Origin of the sequence: Cohnella sp. LGH (assembly GCF_017671885.1) — a bacterium.
Classification (GTDB): Bacteria; Bacillota; Bacilli; order Paenibacillales; family Paenibacillaceae; genus Cohnella; species Cohnella phaseoli.
On the sequence record NZ_CP072117.1, the window covers coordinates 2618610 to 2637567 of the forward strand.

Annotated in this window: 23 protein-coding genes; 19 read left to right on the forward strand and 4 right to left on the reverse strand. The window is 52.8% G+C overall.

The genetic code is table 11. From position 1 onward, the window contains the following. Positions 1–95: 95 nt before the first annotated feature. Both J4772_RS10700 and J4772_RS10705 read left to right on the forward strand, forming a co-directional pair. Positions 96–692, forward strand: a complete 597-nt coding sequence (locus J4772_RS10700; RefSeq protein WP_116065282.1) for a CPBP family intramembrane glutamic endopeptidase — start codon at positions 96–98, stop codon at positions 690–692. After that, complete coding sequence (locus J4772_RS10705) at positions 689–1021, forward strand: hypothetical protein (protein ID WP_209075196.1); 333 nt, start codon at positions 689–691, stop codon at positions 1019–1021. The genes J4772_RS10700 and J4772_RS10705 overlap by 4 nt, the downstream gene beginning before the upstream one ends. On the opposite strand, the gene J4772_RS10710 is transcribed toward J4772_RS10705, so the two are convergent. Further along, positions 979–1860 carry a polysaccharide deacetylase family protein gene (locus J4772_RS10710; protein ID WP_209075197.1) on the reverse strand — a complete coding sequence of 294 codons (882 nt, stop codon included), beginning with the start codon at positions 1858–1860 and terminating at the stop codon, positions 979–981. The genes J4772_RS10705 and J4772_RS10710 overlap by 43 nt on opposite strands. A 153-nt stretch (positions 1861–2013) precedes the next feature. Between J4772_RS10710 and J4772_RS10715 the strand changes: the two genes are divergently transcribed. The 11 genes from J4772_RS10715 to J4772_RS10765 all read left to right on the forward strand — a co-directional run bounded on the left by J4772_RS10715 (position 2014) and on the right by J4772_RS10765 (position 11852). Further along, positions 2014–2385, forward strand: coding sequence for a YtxH domain-containing protein (locus tag J4772_RS10715; protein WP_209075198.1), 372 nt, complete (start codon positions 2014–2016; stop codon positions 2383–2385). Positions 2386–2571: 186 nt separating this feature from the next. Beyond that, positions 2572–3171, forward strand: a complete 600-nt coding sequence (locus tag J4772_RS10720; protein ID WP_209075199.1) for a genetic competence negative regulator — start codon at positions 2572–2574, stop codon at positions 3169–3171. 91 nt (positions 3172–3262) lie between these two features. Beyond that, positions 3263–3958, forward strand: a complete 696-nt coding sequence (prsW, locus tag J4772_RS10725; RefSeq protein ID WP_209075200.1) for a glutamic-type intramembrane protease PrsW — start codon at positions 3263–3265, stop codon at positions 3956–3958. Positions 3959–4011: 53 nt separating this feature from the next. Further along, the gene (locus J4772_RS10730) at positions 4012–4170 is read left to right on the forward strand and encodes a hypothetical protein (protein ID WP_209077679.1); all 159 of its coding nucleotides are present in this window, start codon (positions 4012–4014) and stop codon (positions 4168–4170) included. Between the two features lie 135 nt (positions 4171–4305). Continuing rightward, positions 4306–5661 (forward strand): germination protein YpeB, encoded by a 1356-nt coding sequence (gene ypeB / locus J4772_RS10735; RefSeq protein ID WP_116065289.1) that lies wholly within the window; start codon positions 4306–4308, stop codon positions 5659–5661. Positions 5662–6146: 485 nt separating this feature from the next. Further along, the gene (locus J4772_RS10740) at positions 6147–6797 is read left to right on the forward strand and encodes a flagellar brake protein (protein WP_116064418.1); all 651 of its coding nucleotides are present in this window, start codon (positions 6147–6149) and stop codon (positions 6795–6797) included. Positions 6798–6853: 56 nt separating this feature from the next. Continuing rightward, positions 6854–7057 carry a hypothetical protein gene (locus J4772_RS10745; protein WP_116064419.1) on the forward strand — a complete coding sequence of 68 codons (204 nt, stop codon included), beginning with the start codon at positions 6854–6856 and terminating at the stop codon, positions 7055–7057. 128 nt (positions 7058–7185) lie between these two features. Then, positions 7186–7890 (forward strand): (d)CMP kinase, encoded by a 705-nt coding sequence (gene cmk, locus J4772_RS10750; protein WP_116064420.1) that lies wholly within the window; start codon positions 7186–7188, stop codon positions 7888–7890. Between the two features lie 3 nt (positions 7891–7893). After that, positions 7894–8481, forward strand: coding sequence for a lysophospholipid acyltransferase family protein (locus tag J4772_RS10755; protein WP_116064421.1), 588 nt, complete (start codon positions 7894–7896; stop codon positions 8479–8481). A 157-nt stretch (positions 8482–8638) separates the two neighbouring features. Further along, positions 8639–9862: a 30S ribosomal protein S1 gene (gene rpsA, locus J4772_RS10760; RefSeq protein WP_116064422.1), complete on the forward strand. Its 1224-nt coding sequence runs from the start codon at positions 8639–8641 to the stop codon at positions 9860–9862. A 163-nt stretch (positions 9863–10025) separates the two neighbouring features. After that, complete coding sequence (locus J4772_RS10765; protein WP_209075201.1) at positions 10026–11852, forward strand: alkaline phosphatase; 1827 nt, start codon at positions 10026–10028, stop codon at positions 11850–11852. Between the two features lie 202 nt (positions 11853–12054). Here J4772_RS10765 and J4772_RS10770 read toward each other — a convergent pair whose 3' ends face one another. Genes J4772_RS10770 through J4772_RS10780 form a run of 3 tightly spaced genes read right to left on the reverse strand, consistent with a single transcriptional unit; the run spans position 12055 to position 13828 of the window. After that, the gene (locus tag J4772_RS10770) at positions 12055–12528 is read right to left on the reverse strand and encodes a hypothetical protein (protein ID WP_209075202.1); all 474 of its coding nucleotides are present in this window, start codon (positions 12526–12528) and stop codon (positions 12055–12057) included. A gap of 44 nt (positions 12529–12572) precedes the next feature. Next, entirely contained in the window at positions 12573–13232 is a 660-nt protein-coding gene (locus J4772_RS10775) for a chymotrypsin family serine protease (protein ID WP_209075203.1), read from the reverse strand. Further along, positions 13199–13828, reverse strand: coding sequence for a hypothetical protein (locus J4772_RS10780; protein ID WP_209075204.1), 630 nt, complete (start codon positions 13826–13828; stop codon positions 13199–13201). The genes J4772_RS10775 and J4772_RS10780 overlap by 34 nt, the downstream gene beginning before the upstream one ends. Before the next feature lie 283 nt (positions 13829–14111). Between J4772_RS10780 and J4772_RS10785 the strand changes: the two genes are divergently transcribed. From J4772_RS10785 to J4772_RS10810, 6 genes are all read left to right on the forward strand, one after another. Then, positions 14112–14723: a hypothetical protein gene (locus tag J4772_RS10785; RefSeq protein WP_209075205.1), complete on the forward strand. Its 612-nt coding sequence runs from the start codon at positions 14112–14114 to the stop codon at positions 14721–14723. 18 nt (positions 14724–14741) lie between these two features. Next, a complete protein-coding gene (locus J4772_RS10790) occupies positions 14742–15659 on the forward strand; it encodes a YIEGIA family protein (protein ID WP_116064517.1) in 918 nt (305 codons plus the stop codon). Further along, the gene (locus J4772_RS10795; RefSeq protein WP_116064425.1) at positions 15652–15831 is read left to right on the forward strand and encodes a capping complex subunit for YIEGIA; all 180 of its coding nucleotides are present in this window, start codon (positions 15652–15654) and stop codon (positions 15829–15831) included. The genes J4772_RS10790 and J4772_RS10795 overlap by 8 nt, the downstream gene beginning before the upstream one ends. A 126-nt stretch (positions 15832–15957) precedes the next feature. Further along, positions 15958–17280 (forward strand): ribosome biogenesis GTPase Der, encoded by a 1323-nt coding sequence (gene der, locus J4772_RS10800; protein WP_116064426.1) that lies wholly within the window; start codon positions 15958–15960, stop codon positions 17278–17280. Positions 17281–17292: 12 nt separating this feature from the next. Continuing rightward, positions 17293–17910: a glycerol-3-phosphate 1-O-acyltransferase PlsY gene (gene plsY / locus J4772_RS10805; RefSeq protein WP_116064427.1), complete on the forward strand. Its 618-nt coding sequence runs from the start codon at positions 17293–17295 to the stop codon at positions 17908–17910. Then, on the forward strand, positions 17900–18949 hold the full coding sequence (locus tag J4772_RS10810) for an NAD(P)H-dependent glycerol-3-phosphate dehydrogenase (RefSeq protein WP_209075206.1): 1050 nt from the start codon (positions 17900–17902) through the stop codon (positions 18947–18949). Before plsY ends, J4772_RS10810 begins: the two co-directional genes overlap by 11 nt. Positions 18950–18958 lie beyond the last annotated feature (9 nt).

An 18958-nucleotide genomic window follows, 5' to 3' on the forward strand; every position in this document is an offset into this window, starting at 1 on the left:
TCCTTTTATTAATGTTCTTTGTAGTGATTAATAGTCCTAGTATAGAAAAAAACGCCACTTTTGAACATACAAAAAAATGCAAAAATCGAGGGATCATGGGAAAATTCGACATTCGCAACATAAAGATTCGTAAAGTCACGGTAGATCAGCTGAACGATAGGATGTTGCTCGCCAATCTCTATGTGACTCAGGCGCTTACTCTTATTATCGGTATTGTATGGATATTATTTCAGCGCAGAAATCCTATAGAGCTGTTTTATTTTCCGGAAACTTGGGAATTTGCCGTCTGGGGCTGCGGATTGACGGGGCTAGTGCTGTTATTCGATCTGTCGATTTCCAGATTCGTGCCCGAGGAAGCTTCGGACGACGGCGGAGTGAACGAACGGATTTTCCGAACTAGGCCGATCTGGCATATCGCAGTCATTTCCTTTGTCGTGGCGGTGTGCGAAGAGCTGCTATTTCGCGGCGCCGTGCAGCATGCATTCGGGCCGTATTGGACCAGCATTTTGTTTGCGGCCATCCATGTTCGCTACTTGCGTCATTGGATCCCGACGGGAATGGTATTCGCGATTAGCTACGGATTGGGCTGGATTATGGAATATACGGGCACTTTATGGGCGCCGATTGTGGCGCACTTCCTGGTGGACTTCATTATGGGTTGCATTATTCGTTTGCGGAGGGAAGAGAAATGAAGGAAGACCAAACGTCCCCCTTATCTGCATGGGAACGTTACGTGTCGGCCAAGAAAGCCGCTTTCGGCGCAGAGAATGACGAGGAAGCGCTGACTCTGGATCAACTGGAGGAGGCGATCGCGCAGGCCGCTGCGAGCGCGGGCGTGCCGGAAACCGGCATGCCCCCTCGCGCGGAAGTCCATCCCGTCAAAAGAAGCCAGATTTCGAAATGGTTTTACTTGACGCTGGTCGTCCTCTTCGCGCTGCTGGTCGCAGGCTTGATCTGGTGGGGACGCCAACAGCAGGTTTACAGCTCGATATCGATTGCGTTGGGATCGACGAACGAATAGCCTTTATCTTCAAGCTGCGTCAGCAGTTCGTCCAGCGCCTTGGCCGTCCAAGGCAGCTCGTGCATGAGAATGTTGCTGCCCGGATGCAGCTGCTCCAGCACATTGTCGATGACCGTTTGAGGACGTTTGTCTTCCGCCAGCTTGTTCATGTCCCAATCCAGCGAACCGTTCGACCAGGTCATGAACAGCAGCCCGTTGTCTTTGGCGATCTGGCGAACGGAATCGTTTGACGCGCCGAACGGAGGGCGGAAGTACACTGGGGCTTTGCCGATCGTTTCCTTGACGATCTCCTGCACGCCTTCGATTTGCTCCTTGATTTTCGGAGCTTTTTCTTTTTTTAGATCGATATGATCCCAAGAATGGTTGCCGATCGGCTGCCCGCGTTCGTCGATTTTTTTCAGCAATTCGGGATTTGCTTTGACGCGGTAGCCGTTGACGAAGAAAATCGCTTTTGCCTGGTGCTTGTCCAGCGTATCGAGCAGAGGGTCGAGCGTCTCGGGAGATTTAGGGCCGTCATCGAAGGTCAGAAGCACGACTTTGTTGTTGGTTGTCTCCTTGTCGATGGGGACGATAAAGTAGTTTTTGTTCATGCGATAAGCCTTCTCGACAGGCGTCGGTTCGGGCTCGGCGCTCGTTGGCGGAGTCGATTCGGCAGGAGTCGACTCCGAGGGAGACGGTTCCGACAAGGCGGACGGGGAAACCGTTGCCGTCGTTTCCGGTACGATTGCGGAAGCCTCGGGCGAAGCCGACGCGTTCGGCTTGCTTGCGCCGCCGCAAGCGGAGACAAGAGCACTGAGCAGCAGCAGGGAAGTGCAGATCGAAATCAGTCGACGATTCATGTTGTAATTCCTCCGTTTGTCATTCATTAGCATGTTTGATTGTAACATATGCCGCCCTGTATCGCCTTATTTTCGACAGAGCCGTTTCCTTAATTTGATCCGCATGTCCGCTGCGACAGGAGCCACACTAACGTTAATAAGGGGGTGGCAATTGTGAAAATAGGGACTTTCGTAATGGGAGGACTGGCCGGAGCTGCGCTTGCCATTTGGTTCCAGCGCAATCGGAACCTGACAGCGGCTATGGCGACCGCAGGCCAGAATGTCAAGGAGCGCATGATGGGGATGAAGGACGACGCTGTCGAGAAGGCGATGAACATGAAGTTCGCGAGCAGCTTCCGTCGCCTTGGCGCAGAAAGCGGCAATGAACAGCATCGGCATCATACCTCTCGCCAAGCTTCTTCGCATTCGAATTTAGACGAAGAGGAAGGCGGAATGGAGCAGATCCGCAAGCTGATCTCGCAGGACCCGGAGGTCGGCAAGGAAGTGGATGCAATTCTTGGTCAGAACGGACATCCTCACAATTAGAACTGCGATTATCGGCGGCATCGTTTCCCCTTGTCGGGAGGAAACGGTGCCGTTTTTTTGCCGTTCGAGGGTTTTCCCTAGTGCATTTCGGCGGGAGAAGTGATAACATGATCTCAAGCAACTTTTCATTCACGCATTATATGCATAATCATAAGCTGTTATCACCGGCAGAAGGAGGATCCTGTCATGAGGATGGAGCGGCTTAGCCAAGACAAAATTCGGATTTTCCTCACGTTCGATGATTTGACGGAGCGCGGGATCCAGAAAGAAGATATGTGGCGCGAAATTCCGAAAGTTCATGAGTTGTTCAGCGAAATGATGGACCAGGCCTATAATGAGCTTGGATTTGATGCATCCGGACCGCTTGCGGTAGAAGTGTTCGCCATGCCTGCGCAAGGAATGGTCGTGATCGTTACCCGCGGCAAGCTGGAACGCGACTCCGAATCCGTCGTCGAAGACGAAGAAGAAGTATACGAACTGGAAGTGACGCTTGAACAAAGCGAAGCCATCATATATCGCTTCAAGGACATCGAGGATGCGATCGGCGCCGCGAAGACGCTTGCCGGCCGCCTAACGGAAGACGGTAAAATGTATCGGTATCAGAACCAGTGGGTACTGGTGTTCGACCCTGCCGGCTTGGAAAGCTCAAGCTATCATGCGCTGATTGCCGTGCTCGCCGAATATGGCGAAGCGACCTCGATTACGCCCGCCGTGCTGGAGGAGTACGGGAAGCTGATAATCGAATCCGACGCGATCAAAGTATTGGCGGAGCATTTTGCGAATTAACCCGTCAGTTCCGTTGTTCGATTCATGAGGAGTCGCCTGCGATTGCGGAGCGACTCTTTTGTAATGAAGCTGGGGAAGGGGGAACGACTGAATGCTGATTGTGTCAGTGCTGGCGGCTGCCATCGTGCCGGGGTTTGCTTTACTGGCCTATTTTTATTGGAAAGACCGCTATGACACCGAACCGATCTCCATCGTGCTGAAAATGTTCATGTTCGGCGTACTGATCGTGCTCCCGATTATGATCGTCCAGCGAAGCCTCGTTCTTTGGTGGGGAGAGTCCCCCTTCGTCTATTCCTTCATCATTTCTTCCGGCGTTGAGGAATTTTTCAAATGGTTCGTGCTGTACCATATTATTTACAACCACACGGAATTCGACGAGCCGTACGACGGCATCGTATACGCCGTCGCCGTCTCGCTAGGTTTCGCCACGTTGGAGAACGTTCTGTATGCCTTCCTGCAGCCGGCGACGTTCGGAACGCTATTTATGAGGGCGTTGCTGCCTGTTTCTGGACATGCCTTGTTCGGCGTGCTAATGGGCTATTCGTTCGGCAAGGCCAAATTTTCCGTCGGCAAGGGCGTCAAGCTGCATTTGTGGCTCGCCTTGCTTGTTCCGATCGTCTGGCACGGTTTTTACGATTTCATGCTGCTGACGTTCCCGCCGACATGGCTCTGGACGGCCGTTCCATTCATGTTCCTGCTGTGGTTTATTGGAATGAGAATGGTGAACAACGCCAACGCGGTGTCGCCTTTTCGCTTCCTTAAGCGCGAGGAAGAGGTTAAATTTTAGCCGATCCGTCGATACTGGGAATGGGAATATCCGGTATGAAGGAGAGGATGCCGTTGTCGCAGCGGCTGAAGGTGACGATCAGGTGCAATCGATGCAACGAAAAATTCGTTTTGCGCGGACGCAAGGAACACGGCAAAGTCGATACCGGCTTTAAAATGTGTCTGTGCAGCAATGCGGACGATTTCGAAATCGTAGAGGAAGCGCTCGGGTAACGATGCTGCTTCCTCTTTTTCATGAATTCCAAAAGTTCGATTTTCAGCACGGAGATGAAAGTTGGCGCATAATGTCAGCCCCTTATTCCCACAATAACGGCATTACCTTGTGGCAATGAAAGGGGTCGGCTTTTCATGTACGCACGTTTAAGCTCCGTTATGTTTCCGATCTTTACGCTTATGTTTGTCGGAGCAATCGTCTGGGGATACCAGGAGCACCAAGAAAAAAATTCAGTATTGATCAAGGCGGAAAACCAGTATCAGCGCGCGTTTCACGACTTGAGCACCCATATGGGGCGGCTTCACGATCAGATCGGGGAGACGCTTGCGGTATCCTCGGTGTCGCACGGCATGCAGCGCAAAGGCCTCGTTAACGTCTGGCGGCTGACGAGCCAGGCGCAGAACGAGATCAATCAGCTTCCGCTCGCCATGCTCCCGTTTAACAAAGCCGAGCAGTTTCTGTCCAGAATATCCAACTTCGCTTATCGGACGGCCGTTCGCGACTTGACGAAACAGCCGTTGACCACCGAGGAAGTGAAGATGATGAAGTCGCTGTACAAGGCGTCCGACGATGTGAATCGGGAACTGGGCAAAGTACAGGATGCCGTCCTTAAAGACCGACTGCGCTGGATGGACGTCGAAGTCGCGATGGCGAGCGAGAACGGGCCTCGGGACAACACGATTATCGACGGCTTTAAGGCGATGGACAAGCAGATGGGCGCCTATCCGGAGACCGATTGGGGACCTTCTGCGATGTCCTCCGATCGTAAGCTAAGCACGTCTGGATTGGACGGCAAACAAATGACTCCCGAGGAAATCAGAAGGAAGGCGCTCGAGTTTTTGGGAGCGCAGGCTCGCGGCGGCGAGGTCAGCGTTAGCGAGGACGGCAGCAAGACGGATATGCCGGCTTACACGGTGTCCGTTCAAGGGAGCGGGGGCGCGACGATTCAACTCGACTACACGCGCAAGGGCGGACATCTGCTCTGGTTTATGAACCCCCGGGAGGTCAAGTCGCGCAAAATCAACTTCGATACGGCCCGCAATAAAGGCTCGCAGTTTCTTGTCAGACACGGCTATCCGGATATGACGCCCATCTCTTACGACGAATACGATCATGTCTCCGTATTCACTTACGCGCGTACGATTGACGGAGTAAAAATCTATCCGGACAAGGTGACGGTGCGAGTTGCGCTGGATAACGGCGAGATCGTCGGCTTGCAGGCCAGAGACCACGTTTTCGCCAAAAAGCTGCTTACTCCCGGCAAGCCGAAGCTGACCAAGGAGCAAGCTCAGAAAGGGCTAAACCCCGACTTCCGGGTCGAGAACCACTCGCTTTCCTTGATCGAGAACGACATGAGGGAGCTGACTTTGTGCCATGAATTTGTAGGCAGAGTCAACGACCACCGTTATCGGATCTATTTGAACGCGGAGACCGGTCTGGAAGAAAACATCGAGCAGCTCACAGACGCGGAAAAGTCGCTCTTTAAATAAATGCATCGGCGAGGCTGTCCCACAAGCGCTTCAAGTTGCTGTGAAAGATAATCGATGCACAAGTGAAGGGGATGTACCTCCTTCCGCTGCTATACGCTCCTGGACCTGAATAGGTAAACCCGTGATAAGGTCGCTTCAGGAGCGTATGAGGCAGTCTCCAGGCCACGATTGACCTCCAGTATTTCCAGATAATTCAAGAAATTATCCGTATAATCGTCGAAGGCGCTTTAGTGACACGCAATCCCTGATCTAGCTTGATTTATATGGTTTTTCCTACAAACGTCCGTCGTTGAGCCTGAGTGGAGCAGCTTTGTATGGTTTTTCCTACAAACGTCCGTCGTATGAGCTTGAGTAGAGCAGTGTTGTACGATTTTTCGACTAACCTAGGGACGGCCTCATTTTCATTCCCCAATGTTCGCCCCCGTGATATAATATGTCGGTACGCAATGAAGTTGCTCCGAACATGTTTGCATGGAGGGTTAGGGATGCTGCCAAAAATCAATCAGATGATGTACATACAAACCGAATCCGAACCCGACTCGGAGTCCGTCACGCTCCGTTCGCGCGTAGCCGACGTGGACGACAGGAATATTTATATCGAAATTCCGTTGAACGAGAAAAACCGCCGTTTATACCGCACGAGCGTCGGTGAGCAATTGTTGGTATACTATTTTACCCAGGACGGAGTTAAGCATCTGTTCAACAGCTCTGTGCAAGGATTTCGCAAGGAAGCGGTTTCCCTTGTCGCCATTCGCAAGCCCGACCCGGAACAGATCACGAAGGACCAGAGACGCAGCTATTTGAGAGTGGAAACCAATCTGGAGATCGGCGTCAAACTTGGAGACAAGCTGCGCTTCGTAGCCGTAACCGAAGACCTTGGAGGCGGAGGCGCTTCTTTCCTCTGCGAACGCAGGTGGCCGATCGAGCCGAATGTTACGCTCTCTTGTTGGTTATTATTAAGCTATAGGGGCGGATCGATCTCGCATGCGAAATTCGAAGGAGAAGTCGTCAGAGTGCTTCCCGTCGAACCGGACAAAAATCTGGTTATGCTGCGTTTCGCGGATATTACCGAATCCGACCAGCAGAAAATTATTCGCTATTGCTTCGAGCGCCAATTGGAGCTGCGCAGGGATTAACGCCTGCCGCACAGCCGACGGTTCCGCGTCTTGAGGCTAAGCTTGGAGGCAGCGGAATGGCGGCAAAAAGCAACAAAATCGATCCTGCCGATTTTACGGCGTGGTCGGATCGCGCGGAAGCATGGATCGTCAAGGCGATCAAAACTCTTCTCGTGCTTTTGATCCTGTCCCAGGTAGCTTTGCAGTTCCCCGAAATACGGCAATGGCTGGCGTCTGCGGATCACTCCGAAGGGGTTCCCTATCGGAATTCACCGCCTTGACGTCTTGTTTTTTTGCATAGAGTGTAGCCCTGTGGTATAATTTTCTCGATCCGTGCAGGCTCAGCCTGCCTTATTTTTTGATATCAAGGTTTTCTTGTTGTCTGCTGTAGGAGGCTAGCTGTTCGCTCATGGACGTATCTCACACTCATCGGATTAATATCGCGATCGACGGGCCTGCGGGAGCAGGCAAAAGCACGGTCGCCCGCAAGGTGGCAAGCGCCCTTCAATATGTCTACATAGATACGGGGGCTATGTACCGAGCGGTTACGCTGAAGGTGCTCGACTCCGGGGTGCCGAAGGATGACGACGAAGCTGTCGGCCGATTGGCGGACGGACTGGATATTGTTCTTCTGCCGGGAGGCGACGGCCAGCAAGTGCGCGTGAACGGCGAGGACGTTACGGCTAAGCTGAGATCGCTCGAGATCAACCGCAGCGTTTCGTATGTTGCGCGGTTGTCGCGGGTTCGCTTGCGCATGGCCGAGCTTCAGCGCAATATGGCTGCAGGCAAGGGCGTCGTCATGGACGGTCGGGACATTGGAACGCACGTGTTGCCGGACGCTGAATTGAAGGTATTTCTGACCGCGACTCCGCGAGAGCGGGCGAAGCGGCGTTTCCTTGAGCTGGAACCGGGAACGGAGATTACGCTGGATCAATTGGAACGAGAGATTGAGGAACGCGACCGGCTCGACAGAGAGCGGGAGATAGCGCCTCTCCTCCAGGCTGCGGACGCCCGCTTGCTGGACTCCACGGGCATGACGGTGGACGAAGTGGCGGAAGAAATCGTACAATGGGGACTTGCGGCAGTAAGAACCATTTCAGCGGAGGAGAAGTAGACTATGTTATACCGGATTGCCAGAGCCATTCTCCGAGTCTTGTACGCGCTTCTCTATCGGCTGGAGGCCAGAGGAATCGAGAACATTCCCCGCGAAGGCCCGGTAGTGCTGTGCAGCAACCACAGGAGCTTGCAGGATCCCATCACTTTGGGGGTATGCGTACCCCGCAAAGTTCATTATATGGCCAAGGAAGAGCTGTTTCGCATTCCGCTGTTCGGATCGTTGATTCGAGGAGTAGGAGCGTTTCCTGTTAAGCGCGGAGGCGTGAGCAAGGAAGCGATTCGCACAGCGATTACGCTATTGCAAGGCGGCAATGTGATGGGAATTTTCCCGGAAGGCACTCGCAACGAAGCGGTGGGCATGGGCAAACGCGGGGCCGTTACGATGGCAGTTCGCGGCAAGGCCATTGTCGTTCCGGTTGCACTGGTCGGCGAATACCGTATTTTCCGCAAGATGGTTGCGGTATACGGCGCTCCGATCGATCTGAAGCCTTTCGCGGAGCAAGGCACGACCGAAAGCATGGAGGAAGCGACCGAGCTGATCATGTCCAGAATTAAGGAAATGATGAAGACGGGACAGCCGGCGTCTTGACGGATGCATGTTTCTTGTCGGAAACCCTCATACTAAAGGCATTATTTGGTTCTCATGTTTTCGGGTAAGTAAGATTTAAGCGCCGCGAAGCGCGAGCCTGCTGGCCGGGCTGCGCGGGTTTAAATAAAGTTGGGGTAGATCTGAGGAGGTAATTTTCATGTCTGAAGAAATCAACGTTCAGGAAAACGCGGCAGAGCCGGTGGCGGATAACGTCAGCCAGGACGCGCTGGAAAATGTCGTAACCTTGAAGAAAGGGGACACCGTGAAAGGTACGGTGGTCAAAATCGACGACAATCAAGCGTACGTTAGCCTTGGATATAAATACGACGGCGTTATTCCATTGCGCGAGCTTTCTTCCGTGAACATCGACAACGCGGCTGAAGCAGTGCAGATCGGCCAAGAGGTCGAAGCGAAAATCGTTAGCATCAACGACGCCAAGGAATCGCTTGTGCTGTCCAAGCGTCAAGCGGACGCACCGCGCGCCTGGGATGAGCTGCAAGCGAAGTTCGACAACGGCGAAGCTTTCGAAGTCGTCGTAACCGACGTCGTTAAAGGCGGCCTCGTGGCCGACGTAGGCGTACGCGGATTTGTTCCGGCTTCCATGGTAGAGCGTCATTTTGTAGAGGATTTCAGCTCCTACAAAGGCCGCACGATCAAAGTCAAGGTGAAGGAAATCGACCGCGAGAACAACAAGGTCATTCTGTCCGCCAAAGACGTTCTGGAAGCTGAGTACGAAGAGAAGAAACAACAGATTATGGGCAGCCTGGAGCCGGGCCAAGTGCTGGAAGGCAAAGTTCAACGCCTGACTCCGTTCGGCGCGTTCGTCGACATCGGCGGCATCGACGGTCTCGTCCACGTTTCCGAGATCGCTTGGCAGCACGTTGCCCATCCGGCGGATGTCGTATCCGAAGGACAGGACGTTAAAGTAAAAGTGCTGAAAGTCGATCCTTCGATCGGCAAAATCTCCTTGAGCATCAAGGCCGCTCAACCGGGTCCATGGGAATCGGCTGTAGGCCAATTCAACATCGGCGACACGGTAACGGGCGTCGTTAAGCGTCTCGTTAGCTTTGGCGCATTCGTTGAAATCGCTCCTGGCGTCGAGGGACTCGTTCACATTTCGCAAATCGCGCATCGCCATATCGCGACGCCTTACGAAGTGTTGAAGGAAGGCCAAGAAGTTCAAGCTAAAGTTCTGGACTTCAACCCTGCGGAGAAGCGCGTCTCCCTTTCTATCAAAGAAACGGAAGAAGCCCCGGCTCGTCCGGAGCGCGAAGCTCGTGCGCCTCGCGCGCCTCGCGAAGAGTCGAACCTGCCTCCTGCGGAAAGCATGAGCTTTAACCTCGGAGAGCGCTTCGGCGACAAGCTGAGCAAGTTCAAGTAATCGTTACATCGTTAATCGATGGAGCCGTCCCGTATTCGGGACGGCTCTTCTTTATTTTCTCGCGGCGATAATTTTACACAAAAGTGCCTTTCATTTTCTTCCTGTTTAATAAATGGCGTCTAGAATGAACTTGCAGTCAACCATTTTGGGAGGGAAATAAAAAATGATTAAGCTGACAAGGAAGCTTACGGCACTTCTGCTTACTTTATCGCTTGCAGCCGCCTCGTTGCTGGCCGGTATTACCGGAGCAGTCGCGGCCGATACGGCTCCGACGATTACGATCGCTCCGATCGACCGCGCGATTGTTCTAGCCGGACAGAAATTCGACTTTCGGGTAGAGCTGAACGGAGCTGCGGTTAAAAAAAGCGAGCTGAAGGTAACTGTAAACGGACAGGATGCGGAAGCTTATTTCGGCAAAAAAGGCGTATTCACCAACGCGAACGCTAACAGCTCCGAGCTTACGATCCGTCAAGTCAGCTTCTCCAAGGCGGCGAAAATCGGAATTAAGGCCGAAGCGAAGGCGGCCGGCAAAACGGTAAAAAAGACCGTGTTTTACGAAGTATACGAAGCGGTAGGCAATCCGAAGAAGGCGAAAAACGTCGTTCTGATGATCGGGGACGGAATGAGCGCCAACATCCGCACCGCCGCTCGCGTCGTCTCGAAAGGAATCGACGAGGGCAAGTTCAACGGATGGCTGGAAATGGAGAAAATGGAGTACATGGGGCTAGTCACGACTTCCGGAATGGATTCGATCGTGACGGACTCCGCCAACTCCGCTTCCGCTTATGCGACCGGCCACAAAACGGCGGTTAACGCCGAAGGCGTATACCCGGACAATACGGAAGACCCGCTTGACGATCCGCGTGTCGAGAACATCGTAGAGCTCGTTAAGCGAACGAAGAAGATGTCTACTGGCGTAGTTACGACGGCGGACGTAACGGATGCGACTCCGGCGGCGATGGCGACTCATACCCGGAAAAGAAGCGCATCGGAAGCGATCGTGAACATGTTTCTGGAAGCGGGCTCGCGGCCTGACGTAATTATGGGCGGCGGTCTCGAATGGTTCCTGCCGGAGAGCGCCGGAGGCAAACGCAAGGACGGAACGAACAAAATCGATGCGTTTAAGTCGCTCGGCTACACTTACGTGACGAATGCGACGGAGCTGAATAAGGCAAATAGCGCCTCCAAGCTGCTTGGCTTGTTCAAAAAAGGCAATCTCGACGTCTACTTCGACCGCGAATATACGAAGCCGGTGAACAAGGCGATCGTCGGCGAATATACGGATCAGCCTACGCTGCTGGAGATGACCTCGCAAGCACTGAACGTGCTCGGCAAAAACAAAAACGGCTTCTTCCTGATGGTCGAGGGCGCTTCGATCGACAAGATGGCGCACCCGATGGATCTCGAACGCTTGATCTGGGATACGATCGAGTTCGACCAAACCGTCGGCTTAGTGAAGCAATATGCGGCCAAGCATCCGGACACGCTTATTATCGTAACGGCGGACCACGGCCATTCGATGACGCTTAACGGCACGTACAATACAGAGGCGGCAAAAGGCAAGACGGGCGAAGAACTGAGAGAGTTCGTCGGCACCTACGCGGATTCCAATTTCCCGACCTACGTCGACGCGAACAAGGACGGGTTCCCGGACGACCCGGATTCGACCTGGAAGCTGGCTGTAGGCTGGGGCAACCATCCGGATCACAACGACGACTTCCTGACGAATCCGACGCCAATTAGTCCGACGATTCAAGACCCGAACGTTACGGATAAAGCCTGGTACATCGCCAATCCGGACAAGGACCCGAACGGTATCCACTTTACGGGCAACATTCCGCATGACGAGGCGGTAGAAGTGCACACTTTCGACGACGTGCCGGTCAACGCTTCGGGTCCGGGGGCTCAGCTATTCTCGGGTTACATGGACAACACTCAAGTATTCCGCAACATCGTAACGGCGCTGGGCATTAAGGCGACCTCCAAGTAACGCTATAATATCGCAAGCAGGAGCCTCCGGAATTACCGGGAAGGCTCCTGTTTGCATAGACGAGGTACTATGACTACCCTGCCCAGTATGAGCGTCTACGTCAGTTGCACTCAAGCAGTTGAACCGCCGTGTACCGAAGGGTATTGTACGGTGGTGTGGAAGGTCGGCTGCTCAATTAATAGGTAGCCTCCTATCCGATTGATTAGGGGGATGAAATACCTGCTTCGATTAGTAAGGCATCGATTTGCTCAATCGAACTGTCGATTAAATGATAATGATCTCCTTGAACTTCGATCATGCTGTATCTTTCTGCATTGTAGTAACTAATCTGTTTGCTCGATTTATTCTTATAGATGATCTCGAACTCAAAATTGGGTCCAATAGCAACAATAGCACCTGTAATTAATTGAGCGCTTTTAACTGCATCGGACAACTTGGTGTACTGCTCTAATGTATCAAGCTTTCCGACTAAGTTAGACGTACTCCCGCCTTCATAAATGTTTATAGTTGATATGAGGGATGGCGAGAGCTCGCCCAGCAATTGATCTTCGTGAATCCTATACACGGGCTCATCAATATCTGGCGATTGCGATTCTTGAGACGCTTGAGTACTGCAACCTGCAAAAATAGTCAAAAAGAGAGGTACAGTGACAAACACCCGTCTGATCTTATGCATGATAAATTCCTCTCAGCGAATGGAACATTAGGATATCCATCGTACTATTTATTTGGATTTACAGGCTTATTTGTATTAGACGTGTACAAGGTTACCCCATAGTCTGCAAGGAAGTTAACTAATTTCGTTGTGTATGCGACGGAACTTCCTGTGGAGTCGTTTACTCCACCTGAATAGGGTCCGATAATACCATAATTATAAGCAGTAAATACAATAGAACCACTATCTCCGCCTATACCTAAGTACGGGAGACTTGCTTTAGTGAACTTAACTGTGTTTGTCAAAGGAACGCCGCCCACAGTTACGGATGCATCAATTTTCTCAATTGTTCCGCAAGTTACTTCTGATGAAGCACCAGATTTACATACGAGAGCTCCTACAATCGACGGTCCAAGTCCCGAGTGTGTACTGTCGTATTCGCAATTGGAACAGGGGTTATAATAAAATTTATTCGTTATACTTCTGGTGGTATCTGTAAGTAATATTAAACCGATATCATAATTGCCCGAAAAAACAGATAGATGTTGGGTTCCGACCGATGTTGTATATTGATTAACGGTACTTCCGATACTTGTTAAACAATGTCCAGCTGTAATTAAAAACTCTTTCAAATCTTTAGTTGCAGTGGCCGTAGTTGAACAACCGCCGGTACTAATCTTGATACCTCCACCTAATGTTGTAAAGTTAGCGTCCCGTGCAAGCATTGGTTCTGCCTGCATGTTTGTTTGAACAAATTCGACATTTTGGGATTGTGTTGAAACAGATATTTTGCCATTTCTTCATTTTTCACTTCAACTATAATTTTCTGATTATCGTCATCGATATAAGAGGAGATAAAATTACTAAGATCACTCTTAAATAATGTCGTATCGACTTCTTGTTGGATTTTCACAAGTTCTGCATGAGATTTATTAACAGATTTAAACTTTAAGAGATGAATAGGAACCGCACTGCTAATGGCTTTGATGAAATGATCGGTAATATCATTGTTCTTCGAGAATAAAAAAACATACTTAAAACCATCATTATTATTTTCAATTTTGAAGAATCCGTATTCGTATAGGGATTCCAAGCTTCCGAAGTGCTCTGAGATTACTGATAAGACTACGTCATTATACTGTTGTTCAATACTTAACTGTAATTCTTGAGATGATGTTAGTGGCAACACCGGTTTAACTGGTTGCTGTGAAAGATCCATATTACTATTATCTGCAGAAACCAATTGCAAACTACTTATTACAAAAATCAATGCAATCAATAAAGTTATTAGAGTGCGGAAACGTGATTTTTTGCTGTGCATGTGTGGAGTGCCTCCCTAAAAATGTTAGTTTTACGTCAAGAACTATACCTAAATTAAAATTTTTTACACCCCAACTCCTTTCCCCTGTTATTACACAAAATAATACATCTTTTATACTCATATGGAAATGGGTGTAAAATCATAATTTGTGTGTAAATTCATGTCGACTCGTGTTGTTTTTTCTGGTTTTCCCCTAATCCATGTTTGACAATATGCGAATCGCTCACTTCGCAGCATTTTTTCCGACCGGTAAGGCGCATACTACGCGAATGGAGGTGGGGAGATGTCGCCATTATTCGGCGCCGCATTTCTGTGGCTGGTCGCCGCGATCTTGTGGTGGAGCGGCTGGAGGGAGGAATCGACGGATGATTTGCCGGGTTGGGCGGTTGGGTTGTTTCTGGCCGTATGGCCGTTGGCCTGGCTGGGAAAAGTTCCTCTTACCGGCTCCTTATCGGTAAATGGCGCATCGGTATGGACGTTGTTTTCCATCGCGCTGGTCAGTTGGCGATTGCCGACGGCAAGAGGTTGGACAGCCGTATGCGGAGGACTGCTGATCGGTTCGGTAGCGGTATTGGCCGGTAAATTGGCGTATATCCCTTCCGGCTTTGCTCCCGCCGGATCGTCTTGGGCGATCGCTGCGCTGATTGGCTGGCTGGCTGCGCTGCTGCTTCGTACCGCCTCCGAGCAAGCTCTGGCTGTTACGGTATGTCTGTTCCTGATCGAGGTCGCTCACGCTTTTGCCCGCGCCCAATCAGCCGAACTGCCGGTCGCGGTGCCGGATGAGGGGCTGCTGGCTTGGTGGATCGCGTTGTTCTGCGCCAGATTGTGGACGGCATTTGTCAAAGCGGCGGGCGAGTGGGTCAGAAAAGGGGCGGTTAAGACAGGCGGAAGATGAGGAGGACAAAAGATCATGATGCTGGATTGGCTGCATTCTCACAAGGAGCTGACCGCCGTCGCGATGGGGACGGCATTCGGTATGGCCGCCCGCATCGCCATGCTGCGCAGCGATTATCGGCAGTACCCGGCGTATCCGCACGGCAAAATCATTCATCTGGCGCTCGGGCTGATCGCCGGCGCGCTTGGCGCGGTCGCCGTTCCGGCCCTGTTCAATAAGGATTACACGGCAATCACGTTCCTGTCGCTTGCAGCGCAGCAGTTTCGCGAAGTGCGCAATATGGAGCGCAATACCCTGACGGCGATCGACGAGCTGGAGCTTGTGCCGCGAGGAGCTGCCTACATCGAAGGGATATCCGTTGTGTTCGAAGGCCGCAATTATTTGGCGATCTTTACAGCGCTGCTGACGAGTCTGTTCGCTCAATGGATTGCTTGGTGGGCGGGTTTGGGTGCCGGCGTTCTCGCGCTGGTCGTCTCTCATTTTTTCATGAGGGGGAAAAAAATTTCCCATATCGCTCATGTCCAAATGGCTCCGATCAAGCTGGACGGGCCGAATCTGTATATTGGCGATATCTACATGATGAACGTCGGTCTGGACGAGAACAGGGACATTATCCGCGAGCAGGGAATCGGATTTATACTGACGCCTAAGAGCGACGACGCCCGCGTGACAATCGCCAATCTAGGACAGCGTCAGGCGATTCTCCACGACGTCTCCACTCGTCTTGGCGTGTACCGCGACGAAGGAGACCCTGGGCTTCTGCCGATTGCCAAGCTCGGCTTGCGAACGGGACAGCTGGGTCTGCTCGTGCTGCCCCGGGAGAAGGATACGGACAAGGCCTATGAAGCGGTGAGAGGCGTTCCGTTGCTGGAAGCGGCGGTGCGCAAGCCGACGAAGGCGAACCGCAAAAGCTTGGAGGCGAAATCCAATGGCTAGAATCGTGGGCATTGTGACGACCAGGCGGGAGGAGGTCGGAGGAGGGGCGCCGATCTTCTACGCGGAGGACAGGGCGCGTTTGCAGCAAGTTTCTCATCTGCTGGAGAAGATTTTGGACTGCGCCGCCCATACGATCGACGAAGACTTGTTCATTATTGTAGAGCGGGAATAGCGAGAAAATGGCAATATCCGTTAGCCAAGCCGCCCGATTTTTGGTATGATGAAATTTGCGATTGTTTCAGATGCCGAACGCGCCCTGCAGGAGGACGTGCGGATTTATTGAGGAGTGGAAACCAATATGGCAAGACCGATTATTGCGATCGTAGGGCGGCCCAACGTAGGCAAATCTACGATTTTTAACCGGATTATCGGCGACAGACTGGCGATTGTCGAGGATAAGCCGGGCGTTACGAGAGACCGGCTATACGGAACGGGCGAATGGAACGGGCGTTCCTTTAATATTATCGATACCGGGGGCATTGAGATCGACGGAGAGGACAGCTTGCTCCGCTCCGTACGCATGCAGGCCGAGTTGGCGATTGAGGAAGCCGACGTCATTATTTTTATGGTCGACGCCAAAGCCGGAGTCACGAACGCGGACGAAGAAGTGTCGCAGATGCTGTTCCGCTCGCGCAAGCCGATCGTGCTTGGCGTGAACAAGGTCGACAATCTCCAGCGCATGGACGATATTTACGAGTTCTATTCGCTTGGTTTCGGGGACCCGCTGCCCTTGTCCGGTTCGCACGGAACGGGAATCGGCGATTTGCTCGACGCGGCGGTAAGCAAGCTGCCGGTCAAGGAAGACCAGGAATACAACGACGACGTCATCAAAGTCGCGTTGATCGGACGGCCCAACGTGGGCAAATCTTCGCTCGTGAACGCGATCCTCGGGGAGGAGCGCGTGATTGTGAGCAATATTGCGGGCACGACGCGCGATGCGATCGATACTCCTTTTGAGAAGGACGGCCAGAAGTACGTGCTGATTGATACGGCCGGCATGCGCAAGCGCGGCAAAGTATACGAATCAACGGAAAAGTACAGCGTCATGCGGGCCATGCAGGCCATCGAGCGGGCGGATGTCGTGCTCGTCGTCATCAACGGGGAAGAAGGCATTATCGAGCAGGACAAACATATTGCCGGTTATGCGCACGAGAACGGCAAGGCCGCTATTTTCGTCGTGAACAAATGGGATATCGTCGAGAAGAACGACAAGACGATGCAGCATTTTACGAACTCGATCCGCGAGCAGTTTCTGTTTATGACCTATGCTCCGGTCGTATTCTTGTCCGCGCTTACGAAGCACCGTCTGACGAAGCTGTTCCCCGTCATCAATCATGTGGCGGAGCAGCATGCGCTTCGCGTGCCGACGAACGTGCTGAACGATATTTTGACCGACGCGATTGCGATCAACCCGCCTCCGACGGACAAGGGACGCAGACTGCGTATTAACTACATGACGCAGATTGCCGTCAAGCCGCCGACGATGCTTATATTCGTCAACGACCCCGAATTGATGCATTTTTCTTATGAGCGTTACTTGGAGAACAAGATCAGGGCGGCATTTGCGTTCGAGGGTACGCCGCTCAGGCTGTTCACTCGTAAGAAGTCCGATCAAGAATAGGGGAGACCGTACGTGGTAAACACGATTATCGCGATTATCGTCAGTTATTTGCTTGGCTCGATCTCATTCAGCATTCTCGTCGCCCGCTGGCTCAAGAAGATCGACATCAGGGATCATGGAAGCGGCAATGCGGGAGCGACGAACACGTTGCGCGTGCTGGGCAAGGGCCCTGCTATCCTCGTCTTCTTGCTCGATATCGCCAAAGGCTCCGCAGGCGTGCTTATCGGCTCTTGGCTTAGCGACGGCAGCGCAGCGGTGGAAGTCGCTTGCGGCTTGGCGGCGATCGCGGGCCATAACTGGCCGATCTACTTCCGCTTCAAGGGCGGTAAAGGGATTGCGACTACGGTCGGCGCATTGGTGGTTTGGGCATTTCTTCCGACGCTGATCGCCGGCGTCGTAGCCATCCTCGTTATCGCGGTGACGCGGTACGTTTCGCTAGGCTCGATGATTTTCGCCGTGCTGCTTCCGATTCTCGTATTTTTGTTTGACAAGGATACGGCGTTTCTGTGGGGAGCGCTCGTCGTCGCCGTGCTGGCGATCGTCCGTCACCGCAAAAATATTACGAAGCTGATCAACGGCACGGAAAATAAACTCGGCAGCGGCAAAAAGGGTGAACCTCATGGCGCATAAGAAGGTAGCCGTCCTCGTGGCGGGCAGCTGGGGAACGGCGTTGTCGCGCGTGCTTGCGGACAACGGGCATCGCGTCCTGCTCTGGACGCGAAATGCGGCGCAGGCCGACGAAATCAATCGACTGCGCCGCAACGAGAAGTTTCTGGCCGGCGCGGAAATTCCGGAAGGCATTACGGCGACGACGGATATGGCGGAGGCGGTTAGCGACGCCGAGGCGGTACTGTTCGTGTCTCCGTCGGCGGCGATGCGCGACGTTGCCAGACAAGCGGCGGCATACATAGGCCAAGACGCGTTGGTCATCCATGCGACCAAGGGCTTTGAAACCGATAGCCTGAAACGGATGTCCACCGTTCTGTCGGAGGAGCTCGGACGGTCCGAGCAGCGCATCGTCGTTCTGTCGGGTCCGAGTCATGCCGAGGAAGTGATCCGCCGGCATCCTACGACGATCGTCGTAGCGGCCAAAGAAATTGCCTGTGCCGAATCGGCGCAGGATTTATTCATGAACAGCTCGTACTTCCGCGTCTACACGAACCCCGACTACGTAGGGGTCGAGACGGCGGGAGCGATCAAGAACATTATCGCGCTGGGCGCGGGCTTGTCCGACGGTCTCGGCTACGGAGACAACGCCAAAGCCGCGCTTATTACGCGAGGCTTGGCGGAGATCGCCAGACTGGGCGAAGCGATGGGCGCCAATACGCTTACGTTTGCGGGCTTAGCGGGGGTGGGCGATTTGATCGTCACCTGCACGAGCCAGCACAGCCGCAACTGGCGAGCGGGTTCCATGCTAGCACAGGGACTGCCGCTGGACGAAGTGCTGCAGCGGATGGGGATGGTGGTCGAGGGAGTCCGAACGACGAAGTCGGCCTACGTGCTTGCTCGTCAGCACGGCGTCGAAATGCCGATTACGGATCAGCTCTACGCCGTCCTGTTCGAAGGACGTCCGCCGGAGCAGGCAGTGGAATCGCTGATGGGACGCGTGAAGACGCACGAGATCGAAGAAGTCGCTTCGGAAGCCAGTCGCGGCCGCACATTGCGCTGATGCGCATAT

Coding starts and splice junctions, on each gene's coding strand:
- J4772_RS10700 (WP_116065282.1), top strand. CDS start 96: ATGGGAAAATTCGACATTCGCAACATAAAGATTCGTAAAGTCACGGTA.
- J4772_RS10705 (WP_209075196.1), top strand. CDS start 689: ATGAAGGAAGACCAAACGTCCCCCTTATCTGCATGGGAACGTTACGTG.
- J4772_RS10710 (WP_209075197.1), bottom strand. CDS start 1,860: ATGAATCGTCGACTGATTTCGATCTGCACTTCCCTGCTGCTGCTCAGT.
- J4772_RS10720 (WP_209075199.1), top strand. CDS start 2,572: ATGAGGATGGAGCGGCTTAGCCAAGACAAAATTCGGATTTTCCTCACG.
- prsW (WP_209075200.1), top strand. CDS start 3,263: ATGCTGATTGTGTCAGTGCTGGCGGCTGCCATCGTGCCGGGGTTTGCT.
- ypeB (WP_116065289.1), top strand. CDS start 4,306: ATGTACGCACGTTTAAGCTCCGTTATGTTTCCGATCTTTACGCTTATG.
- J4772_RS10740 (WP_116064418.1), top strand. CDS start 6,147: ATGCTGCCAAAAATCAATCAGATGATGTACATACAAACCGAATCCGAA.
- J4772_RS10745 (WP_116064419.1), top strand. CDS start 6,854: ATGGCGGCAAAAAGCAACAAAATCGATCCTGCCGATTTTACGGCGTGG.
- cmk (WP_116064420.1), top strand. CDS start 7,186: ATGGACGTATCTCACACTCATCGGATTAATATCGCGATCGACGGGCCT.
- J4772_RS10755 (WP_116064421.1), top strand. CDS start 7,894: ATGTTATACCGGATTGCCAGAGCCATTCTCCGAGTCTTGTACGCGCTT.
- rpsA (WP_116064422.1), top strand. CDS start 8,639: ATGTCTGAAGAAATCAACGTTCAGGAAAACGCGGCAGAGCCGGTGGCG.
- J4772_RS10765 (WP_209075201.1), top strand. CDS start 10,026: ATGATTAAGCTGACAAGGAAGCTTACGGCACTTCTGCTTACTTTATCG.
- J4772_RS10770 (WP_209075202.1), bottom strand. CDS start 12,528: ATGCATAAGATCAGACGGGTGTTTGTCACTGTACCTCTCTTTTTGACT.
- J4772_RS10775 (WP_209075203.1), bottom strand. CDS start 13,232: ATGCTTGCACGGGACGCTAACTTTACAACATTAGGTGGAGGTATCAAG.
- J4772_RS10780 (WP_209075204.1), bottom strand. CDS start 13,828: ATGCACAGCAAAAAATCACGTTTCCGCACTCTAATAACTTTATTGATT.
- J4772_RS10785 (WP_209075205.1), top strand. CDS start 14,112: ATGTCGCCATTATTCGGCGCCGCATTTCTGTGGCTGGTCGCCGCGATC.
- J4772_RS10790 (WP_116064517.1), top strand. CDS start 14,742: ATGCTGGATTGGCTGCATTCTCACAAGGAGCTGACCGCCGTCGCGATG.
- J4772_RS10795 (WP_116064425.1), top strand. CDS start 15,652: ATGGCTAGAATCGTGGGCATTGTGACGACCAGGCGGGAGGAGGTCGGA.
- der (WP_116064426.1), top strand. CDS start 15,958: ATGGCAAGACCGATTATTGCGATCGTAGGGCGGCCCAACGTAGGCAAA.
- J4772_RS10810 (WP_209075206.1), top strand. CDS start 17,900: ATGGCGCATAAGAAGGTAGCCGTCCTCGTGGCGGGCAGCTGGGGAACG.